The 10040-nt window shown below is 52.0% G+C and carries 5 protein-coding genes; 2 read left to right on the top strand and 3 right to left on the bottom strand.

The window, feature by feature from the left end; all coding sequences use genetic code 11:
• Positions 1-212: 212 nt before the first annotated feature.
• Together prsK and prsR are read left to right on the top strand one after the other, a co-directional pair.
• Positions 213-2333: a PEP-CTERM system histidine kinase PrsK gene (prsK, locus tag P1S59_13150; GenBank protein MDF1527189.1), complete on the top strand. Its 2121-nt coding sequence runs from the start codon at positions 213-215 to the stop codon at positions 2331-2333.
• A 64-nt stretch (positions 2334-2397) separates the two neighbouring features.
• Entirely contained in the window at positions 2398-3768 is a 1371-nt protein-coding gene (gene prsR, locus P1S59_13145; protein ID MDF1527188.1) for a PEP-CTERM-box response regulator transcription factor, read from the top strand.
• Between the two features lie 378 nt (positions 3769-4146).
• Here prsR and P1S59_13140 read toward each other — a convergent pair whose 3' ends face one another.
• The 3 genes from P1S59_13140 to P1S59_13130 all read right to left on the bottom strand — a co-directional run bounded on the left by P1S59_13140 (position 4147) and on the right by P1S59_13130 (position 9621).
• On the bottom strand, positions 4147-5259 hold the full coding sequence (locus P1S59_13140; GenBank protein ID MDF1527187.1) for a VanZ family protein: 1113 nt from the start codon (positions 5257-5259) through the stop codon (positions 4147-4149).
• Positions 5260-5856: 597 nt separating this feature from the next.
• Positions 5857-6633, bottom strand: coding sequence for a choice-of-anchor N protein (locus tag P1S59_13135; GenBank protein ID MDF1527186.1), 777 nt, complete (start codon positions 6631-6633; stop codon positions 5857-5859).
• Positions 6634-7479: 846 nt separating this feature from the next.
• Positions 7480-9621 (bottom strand): diguanylate cyclase, encoded by a 2142-nt coding sequence (locus P1S59_13130; protein MDF1527185.1) that lies wholly within the window; start codon positions 9619-9621, stop codon positions 7480-7482.
• Between the last annotated feature and the right edge of the window lie 419 nt (positions 9622-10040).

The following is a 10040-nucleotide window of genomic DNA, read 5'->3' as shown; positions in this document are numbered from 1 at the left end:
GCAGTGACAACCGTTTCGTCATCGCGAGCTGACACCCGGGCGAAGCGATCCCGTGAGTGAGACTGCTTCACATGGGGAGTGGTTTCCTCCTTCGCCAAAGGCGACGGCGGACAAGCGCGATGACCCGTCTTCGCTTTCAGCTACGACGCGGCAGGCAAGGCGTTTGTGTCATCATTCCAGCCCTTATTGACTGACGTTAAAAAAACAAAAAAATGAACTTTGATACCTACATACATTTTAGTGCATCCGTTATCTGCGGTGTCCTGGCCTATATCATTATTATGCGTCATCCACGGTCAGTTGTGCACCGCGTCCTGACCTTTACGGTATTGATATTTTCCCTGGAATCCTTGTTCTGCGGGCTTAGTGTGCGTGAAGCAATGCCCGACAAAGTTATCTTCTGGCAATATTGGAGGTGGGGCGTTGCTGCAATGCTCCCGGGAAGTTTAACCGCCTTTGTCCTTTTGTTCGGACACGGGGATCCACGGGCACAGCTGCGAAAGTACAGAGGGGGTATCCTCACAGCCTTTTTCCTTTACCCGGCGTTGTTGACGCCATTTTTTGGCCCCTTTTTCATGGAACCTGTTGTTCGTAATTCTTCTGGAGGGCTGCTCCTGCCCCTGGGAGGTCCTGGTTATATCTTTATGATCATTTTCGTCCTTGGTCTCGTCCCGGCCATGGCGCTCCTTGAAAGGATTCTCCGCACCTCCAGGGGGATATATCGATGGCAGATCAAATTTCTTGTGTTGGGTATTGTTTCCTACCTTGGTGCGCGCGTCTTTACCGCAAGCTTGTCCATCCTTTTCCGCAGTGTGGATCTGAACATGGAAACACTCAACTCCGGAGCATTAATTGTCGCGGCCATTTTCCTTATAGGATCTTTTGTCAGGACCAGGGTGCTCCCTACCGAAATTTACATCTCGCCCCGTGTGATCCTGGGATCGATCACTTTAACCCTGGTGGGGCTTTATTTACTCGCTATCGGGATCATTGCCCAGGTGGCTGTTTCCACGGGGAGCAACCTTCCCCTTGAAGCCCTGGCGTTCCTGATCTTCCTGGCTTTTCTGGGTTTTTCCATGCTCTTCCTGTCGGATCGAATTCGTCAGACACTTAAAAAGTTTATCAGCCGGAATTTTCAGCGCCCTCTTTACGATTATCGTCATATCTGGGAGGTATTCACCCAGCGTATTTCGCCTATCATGGACGCACGGATTCTGTGTGGTGAAGCCGCCAAGCTCATCTCCGAGACCATGGAGATCCTTTCAGTCAACATTCTCCTTGCGGATGAATCCGATGGAAGGTGGTATCTTTTTGGTTCCACTGCCCACTCGGAGACATCGAGTGCCGATCTTGCCCATGTTCATAAGGCGTTGGATCTGATTTCCGAAAGAGTCGTCGGTCGGGGTGCCATCATCGATGTTCAGGGGAGATCCACAGCGGACATCTCATTCCTGTCTGAGGAACAGATACAATCCCTGGGAAAACTGCGAATGAGATATTTCCTTTCCCTGCGGACGGGTAAAACTTCTCTGGGTTTGTTGGCCCTTGACGAAAAGGTGAGGTATCTTGATCTCACGATCGAGGAGGAGGATCTTTCCAGGACCCTGGCGGGGCACCTTGCGGGGAGTATCCAGAACGTCAGGCTTTCAGAGCAGCTCCAGATCTCCAGGGAGATGGAGACGCTGCGCAAGTTTTCAGCCTTCTTTGTTCACGATCTGAAGAACCTGGCATCCAAGCTTTCCATGATGCTGCAGAACTTTCCTGACAACTACGACAACCCTGACTTCAGGAAGGATGCCCTTAACCTCATCTCCCAGAGCGTGGACAAGATCAACCTCATGACACACCGCGTTTCCCAGCTACGGGAGGAACCCGAGGTAAGTTCTGAAACCGGAGACCTCACGAAGGTCGTTCAGAGAAGCGTCTCCGAGTTCGACTTCCCCCCCGGTATCAGCATCATGGAAGAGTACGGAGACTGTTCCCTTGCCTCTTTCGATGGAGATCAGATCTCTAAAGTGGTGACCAACCTTGTACTCAATGCGGTAGAATCGATCAGTGGGGTGGGAACGGTTTGCGTGAAGACCTTCGAGGAGAACGGTTGGGCCATCATTGAAGCAACCGATGATGGGTCGGGTATGGATGATCAGTTCATTGCCCATTCACTTTTCCGCCCGTTCAAGACCACCAAGGGGAGCGGGCTTGGTATAGGGCTTTATCAGTGCCGTATTATTGTAGAGGCTCACGGAGGTCGTATTTCGGTGAGCAGCCGGCCAGGAAAAGGATCCACCTTTAAGGTGTTTCTTCCAGTGACTGATGAGGCTGGTGGAGGTTAAAGGGTGAATCCTCACTGCCAAAAAACAGGAAAAACTGTGAACCTATGCCATGGAGAAAAGTCCCATGACAGATAAAAACAGTCTGCTCATCATCGATGATGATGAGGATCTGAGAAAACAGATGAAGTGGGGTCTTGGTGATGAATATGAGGTCTACGAAGCCGGGGACCGTGACCAGGCTCTCGGTGCTTTCCAGTTAGCACAGCCCCTTGTTTTGACCCTGGACCTTGGGCTTCCACCCGACGAGGAGGGGGTTCAGGAAGGCTTCACCATCCTGGAACATGTGCTTGAGTCAGACCCTGCAGTGAAGGTCATTATCATCACCGGGCGTGATGAAAAAAAACATGCCCTGGAGGCCATCGGTCACGGAGCCTACGATTTTATCTCCAAACCCGTTCACCTGGAGGATTTGCGAATCATCCTCAAACGGGCCTTTAAGGTAGCAAGGCTGGAAAAAGAGTATTGGGAGCTGCGGCGTAAAGTGAGTGTGGAAGGGTTCGAGGGCATGCTGGGGGACAGCCCCCAGATGGGCGAGGTGTACGACAAGATCAGGAAGGTGGCCACGACGGAGGTCCCTGTTCTGGTGGTGGGTGAGAGCGGCACCGGCAAGGAGTTGGCGGCCCGGGCCATTCACGGGCTCAGCTTGAGAAGGGAAGGGCCTTTTGTTCCCATCAACTGCGGTGCCATACCTGAGAACCTGCTGGAGAGTGAACTGTTCGGTCACGAGAAGGGGTCTTTTACGGGGGCTCATGTGCAAAGGGTGGGCCGCATCGAAATGGCGAGAGGCGGAACCCTCTTTCTGGATGAGATAGGTGAACTCCCCCTGGCCCTTCAGGTTAAACTGCTGCGTTTCCTCCAGGATCAGAACATCGAACGGGTGGGGGGCCGTCAGTCCATCCACGTGGACACCCGTGTGGTCGCGGCCACCAACAGAGACCTGCAGCAGTCTCTGCGTGAGGAGAGCTTCAGGGAAGATCTTTATTATCGACTGAGCGTCGTCACCATTACGATACCCCCGTTGAGGGAAAGAGTGGGGGATATTCTGCTGCTCGCCAACGCGTTTCTGAGAAACTACCTGGCTGCGGCACCAGGGAAAAAGAAACTGGCATTTTCAACCTCCGCTGTCCGAGCTATGGAATCTTACTCCTGGCCCGGCAATATCCGTGAGATGGAAAACCGGGTCAAAAGAGCCGTGATCATGGCGGAAAGTTTAAAGGTTCAGCCCGGTGATCTTGAACTGGGTAGCGTAGAAAAGCAAAAAAAGACAGGCAGAACCTTAAAGGAAACGCGGGAGAGCGTGGAACGGGAACTCATCCTTGAAACCATGAATAGACGAGGTGGCAACCTGTCCCAGGTGGCCCGGGATCTCGATGTCAGCAGGCCGGCGCTGTACGATCTTTTGAAGAAACTGTGTATCAATAAGGATGAGGCTTGAGCAGCTAACGTTAAACCATTTGTACATGATTACCTTTCAAGGAGCTGGACTAAATGTTCAGCTCCTTTTTTTTGTGGCTTCCGGGTCGAAAGGCAACGCGGCAATCCCGACTAATGAGACTGCTTCACATAGGGATGGTTCGCAGTGACCCGTCTTCGCTTTCAGCTAGACGTGGCAGGCAAGGCGTTGTTGTCATTGCGAGCCCTGTGTCTTTCGGTGGGCGCGGCAATCCCAGCCATCAGGATCGCTTCCGTCTTCGTTATACCTGCGGCATAACTTCGCCGCGACAGGTCACACGGGTGACGGTTTCCACCTTCGCTAAAGCTATGGTGGACAAGCGCGATGACAAACAAAAACACGCTGTGTCCCTACGTCCCCTTAGGTTTCGACTCCTGGTTCGCTTTTGAAATTTGAAATTAATCTGAAATATACCCCCACCCCTATCCCAGACCCCAGAATGTTCAGCACCAGATCGGTAATGGACGAACTTCGGCTGACCAGGAAAACCTGGTTGGTTTCAATAAACAGGCTGAGCAGCCCTCCGAAAAGAACAGGAAGAAACAGGTCTTTCCAGACATTTTTTTTAGGAGGATCTCCCGCAAAAAAAATAGCCAGAACCAGCCCCAAAGGGATAAAGCCAGCCACATTGATAAAGGCGTCCTGGTAAAAGCCCACTTTCTGAAGAAACTCCTCAGAGGGCATGGACAGGAACTCTTTTCTCAGGGGAGTCAGAATTTCGGGGGTGAGGAGATCCCAACCATTTCCGGCTTTATTCCGGATAATTTTGCTTTCAGTATCCTCCATCTCATACTTAATGAACTTTTTGCCGTTATCGGAGGTTTGTTTGGAGTCCCTCTGTTCGTAACGGTTCAAAACAGCATCAGGACTCAGGGCCGTTTGGAACGCTGAAAAGCTCACTACCTTACCTTGCCAATGGCTGTCTCCTATTGAGGAGTTGCCAAGAACAATAGACCTGATGGGACGGCTGGACGCTGCCTCGGTAAGGTCCAGCCCGCTGGATACAGTGACCGATCGACCGTTCACGTATATGGTGGTGCTACCGTTATTAAACACGAGGGTGATAAGAGCCGGATTCCCCGGATTGAGTGCATCCCGGGCACCGATCTCTCTCTTGATTTTTTGGATCCAGCGGCTGTCCTCCATGATCCGAACGATGAGGAAGTTTTTCCACTGGCCCAGATACAGAACCTCGCGGCCTGTGTCGTCGCAAAAGGAGAGGATGTGAGGGATATCGCGTTTGTATGTTCTTGCCGGTTCGAGCCCGAGTTCCAGGGTGATGGGGCTTTCCAAAGGCCAGCCGTCAACCTCTGTGCTGGAAGCGACTCCTCGCCCGAAGAAATGAAGTCCGTTTTCCTTCATGGAAACCCGATTCTTGGGGAAATAGTTGAAAGGGTACAGGCCGATGAACAGCATGCCCAGGATCATGCTGATGATAAGGAGGAGAAGAAGGTTTCGGGGGAGGATAGGCATGGTGAAAAGAGAATAGCCTTTGGATAAGGTTGAGTAAACAATATTACCATGACTATACGCCTGTCATTGCGAGGAGTGTCGAGTTACGCCGTTGGCGTGATCCTGGACGACGCGGCAATCCCGACTAAATGGGATCGCTTCCACCTTCGCACAAGGCTACGGCGGACAAGTCACACGGGTGAATTCCAAACACCCCCACCTCAATCCTCCTATCAGGAACCCGCTTCCGCAATATTCCCCTCCCTTGAGGGGAGGGGAATAAGGGGAGGGTGAAATCCTATCCTATCTATTCCGAAGTCCCCCTCGATAAAAAGAGGAAGAATAAAGAAGGGAACTGTTTTAGGGTTCGCGATGACTTAAGCGTAGTCATTGCGAGCCCTGTGTCTTTTCAGTGGGCGCGGCAATCCCGGCTGGATTCCGGGTCTGCGCCCGGAATGACAAAGCATGGGATCGCTTCCACCTTCGCATAAGACTACGGCGGACAAGTTACACGGGTGACGGTTTCCACCTTCGCTAAAGCTATAGTGGACAAGCGCGATGACAATAAAAAACAGGGCCTTAAAGGCCCTGTTTTAATTATAATATTTTGTTAACCGCTTAACTTAATTTTCTGCGGAAAGCGGCAACTCCCAACATTCCGATCCCGAGAAGAACGAGGGTGCCTGGCTCGGGTACCCTTTCTGCATCGTGGGAGAAGGGTGCCTTGGTGATGATCCCTCCATCCGCGTAATCGGGCAGGTACAGGTCAGCGTGAATCTGGAATGCACCTGCCAGATCGGTGTTCTCCAAATAGAAGGAATAGTAGTACGCGCCGTCACCGCCAGGCACCAGTCCGCCGCCGGCGATGCCGCCTGGCAGATAGATGTCGTAATCGTCAGTAGGATCATCTGGATCATTGGCGGCGTTGTAAGTGCTGGTGGTCAGGGACGGATCGAAAGTGAAATCGAATTCGATAAAGTAAGTTGGGTATACTCCATGCCCGGGAAGCCCGCCGGAGTCAATGCCAATGATCGGAGGGGTGCCGTAGGTCATATCCCCGGTGACGTCGACGTTGTCAGTCACTCCCGCAGGGACATCAGTAATGTCAAAGGCGCCAAGATCCGCTCCCGCCATTCCCGGGTCTTCAAACACGGAAATGGACAGGCGGTAGGTGACCAGTTCGCCATCGGGATCGTACAGGGTTGCCTCATTCCCCGGTGTCAGGATGGCGTACAGCGTGAAGGCGCTGGAACTGGTAACGGTAGATTCCAGGGTGAAGTCATAGACTCCTCCTTCGATGTCAAGCTGCAGTTGTGGGACAGCTCCGGCCATTGGCGCCATCAGAAACACCATGGCGCTGATAATGGAGGTTACGGTAAGAAATTTCTTTTTCATGACTGTTTCCTTTTCGCTATTTTTACAATGTAATTTCTGGTTAAATCATCCCAGCTGGTTTCTCCAGCCTTTAATGACATGAGAAGTTTTGCACGTACTATGCCACCGAGGTACCGTAAAGGGTATTAACGTGGACAGATCTGAAAACAGCCTGAATTAGGGGTGGGGTAGCGTCCCCGAGATACTTCAAAAAGAATTATCCTGAGCACGGTAAAATATGGTCTGACTTACGGTTTTAGGGACTTCCATCTGCTCTGCGCCGATCACCCCACCGGAGAGAAATTGCTAAAAGTCCTTAATTTACAATGGGTTATCAATGTTCACCTATATATAGTGTGAATTTTACCTACCACCATGGCCTATAGAGATAGACTGCTGGCTCGTGTTGGGAATACGCTCCGGCTGTGCGTTTAAATGGCCTGATGACAGTAAGATCCTGCCATTTACGGGGGTGAGGCTCTAATGAAAGGGATGGATTTTTTTCGATGCCAGACATTTTTTTCCGTGAAGGGGTCGATCAAGAATAAAGGCTGAAATCGAAAAGTGTAAGACTATCCGACGCTACCTTGCGGTTTCTTCAGATTTGGAAGTCTATCGTTTGAAAAGGTGAAATAAAACAATAAGTTAGGTGTCAATGTCAGGGTTTTGGAAAAATGCAAGGAATCCCGACAATTTGACACTATCACTCTGGCATTTTTGTGAGAAAATGGTCTGCAGGGCTGCTCAAAAAGTCCGGGCGATGGACTTTGAAGAGACTTAACCGCCTGGCATGTGGCCCCCCAAAAAAGCCAGGAAGAGTCTCCCGGGAGGGCCCTCAAGGAATGGTATCCGGGAAGGTTTTAGAGGTCAGTTCTGCCTGCTGTTGGTGGCTTCCCTGAGCACTTTTACTACCCGCCCATCAAACTGGGTCTTGCTCTCCTTCTCCAGGATCTGGAGGGCTTCCTCGCGGGACATGGCAGGCCGGAATGGGCGCTGGTGGGTCATGGCGTCGTAGGCGTCTATCACAGCCAGGATCCGGCCTCCAATGGGGATCTCTTCCCCCATGAGGCCGTCCGGATAACCTTTGCCGTCCACCCTTTCATGGTGGGTGCGAACCGCTGGAAGGTCAATGTCAAGGTGAGGGAAGCTTTGCAGAAGACGGGTACTCCACAGAGGGTGCTGGCGAATGATGTTCGTTTCACCGTTGTCCAGCGGCCCGGTCTTGCTGAGGATCGATTCGTCGACGGCGATGCGGCCAAGATCGTGGAACCGTCCCGCATTGGCAATGCGCATGGCTTCTGCTTCCGGCAGATTCAGCAGTTGGGCCAACCTGTAGCTGTTTTCAGAGACACGCTCGCTGTGGCCTATCAAATAAGGGCTTTTGTTCTCTGAGATATCCAGAAGGATGTCGGCCGTTTCGTGGAGGAAGCTCTTCTGGATGCTGCTGAAACGTTTTCCTTCAGCCAGAAGCTTTGCCATGGTCTGGACGTGGGGCAGGATGGCCTGGAGGTCTTTCTGGGTAAAGCTGCCATGATCCTTGCGGTTGGAAAAGTTGACAACCCCGATGGCGTCTCCCTCGTGGATGAGCGGAATGGACAGGAAGGCCGGCGAGCTGTAACGCAGTCCATGCCGGACACGGGCAGGCATGAAGAGATCCACGTTATCCACCATCAGCGGTTGTTTCCCTTTCATGGCCTGTCCGCAGATGCTGTCTTCTACCTCCAGGACCGTCTTGCGGATCTCCTCCTCGAACCCCTGGAACCCTACACCATGTTTGAATACCAGTTTGTCGCCGGTTTCATCGGTCATCATGATGGAGACTCGGTCGGCGGCGCTGAGTCGTGAGAAGAACTCCACAAGGTGGGACAGGAGATTATCCATGTTAAAAACGGTACCGACGGTGTCCAGGAGTTCCTGGAGATCAACAGATACCGGCCGGTCACTGCCCTCGTGGGCCCCTGAATGCCTGCTGATGGCCTGGTTTCCCCCCGAACGTTGAGCTGCCTGAAGATTCTCCAGCGCTTCTCCAACAATATCATTGATAGTTACTGCCTGGGGGAAGCCGGATACGCCCACGCTCACCGTAAGCTTAAGGTCCGGGAACGCGCCCAGGGCGGTCAAAGTAGCTGAAGCGATGCGGCTTCGAAGCCGATTGGCCAGGAGAGTGGCGTCATGGATATCTGTTTCAGGCAGGATCAGCGCCAGGGTTGAATCCGAGTACCGGGTAAAGGTGTCTATTTTTCGGACCATGGGGATGATCTGCTCGGAGATCTCTCGGAGAAGGATCCCGCCCCTGAGTGACTGCAGGTGGTCCTGTATTTTATGGAAATTGTCGATCTCAATGAGGAAAAGACAGAACGGCCTTGTGTTGCGTCTGCTTCGAAGGAATTCGCGATCCAGTTCCGAATCTAGGTGAGCTTTCATGGGAAGGCCTGTGAAGGGATCGCGGCTTTCAGCATGTTGAGAGGCAGGCTTGGCTATCTTCTGGAACAGCCCTTCCAACTGGAGGATGAGGATCCACAGAAAACGAACGTCCTCATCCTTGAAATTGTACGGGGTGGTACTGAACAGCTGAAGAACTCCGTGGATATCGCTGCCCACCAGGATCGGGATCGAGACCATGGACTGATAGGGGATCGCATCCATGGTCTCCCTGATCTCCTGGGTACTTGGCTCTTCGATCCGGATGGGGAGCCTGTTCTCTATGGTCCACTCAACGAAGATATTGCCACGGCGAAACTGATGGGGAAGGGCGTCGGTGAAACCATCAATGAGCCCCGGGTAGTAGGACTTATCTTCCTCGTCATACAGGTAAAAGATCGCCTTGTTAAAGCATGTGAGCTCCCGCGCGAGATCGATGACAACCTTCAGGGCTGAGTTGAACTCCAGCTTGAGGCTGTAGATCATGGATGCCCTGAGAAGGACATTCAGCTTGTGAATGACAGTTTCCACCGACCGGGGATCAAGCTCTGGGGACACCCCGACGATGAATTTTTCGCCTCTCTTCATTCAGCGCTCCGTGCAAAGTATGATTGGTTCTAACCTGTAAATGTACGCAAGAAACGTTCCATATTTCTCTGGTGTCACGAAAATACCTCTTATTTGTCTGTTTTGCAAAAAGGCTAATGACAACACCCACATACGCCGGGAATTTCCTTACAACTAATCCGGATAAATGATGTGTGGCGGCGGTGTGCTATTTGTAGTTGAAATTTGACGAAGCGGTCCTCTTAATGGAGGAATGGAAGGTGCAAGCCAAACCATTTCTCTCACGAAAGGAGCCGCTTCATGAAAATGGTAAAACGGAACGGGAACAAGGTCAAGGCGAAACATGAGGTAGGGCTCTCTCCGTTAGTACCTAAGGAAACCCCCCGGCTTTGCCGGGGGACCCGAGAAGTTTGACAGTACCTGGAGTAAATGAAAGCCTC

Source organism: bacterium, assembly GCA_029210965.1.
Lineage (GTDB): Bacteria > BMS3Abin14 > BMS3Abin14 > BMS3Abin14 > BMS3Abin14 > JALHUC01.
The sequence above is the reverse complement of the archived record's forward strand: the minus strand, read 5'-3'. Positions and strand labels throughout refer to the sequence as shown.

Bases quoted from the DNA above. Each gene is read 5' to 3' on its own strand.
- prsK (MDF1527189.1), top strand. From the start codon at position 213: ATGAACTTTGATACCTACATACATTTTAGTGCATCCGTTATCTGCGGT.
- P1S59_13130 (MDF1527185.1), bottom strand. From the start codon at position 9,621: ATGAAGAGAGGCGAAAAATTCATCGTCGGGGTGTCCCCAGAGCTTGAT.
- P1S59_13140 (MDF1527187.1), bottom strand. From the start codon at position 5,259: ATGCCTATCCTCCCCCGAAACCTTCTTCTCCTCCTTATCATCAGCATG.
- P1S59_13135 (MDF1527186.1), bottom strand. From the start codon at position 6,633: ATGAAAAAGAAATTTCTTACCGTAACCTCCATTATCAGCGCCATGGTG.
- prsR (MDF1527188.1), top strand. From the start codon at position 2,398: ATGACAGATAAAAACAGTCTGCTCATCATCGATGATGATGAGGATCTG.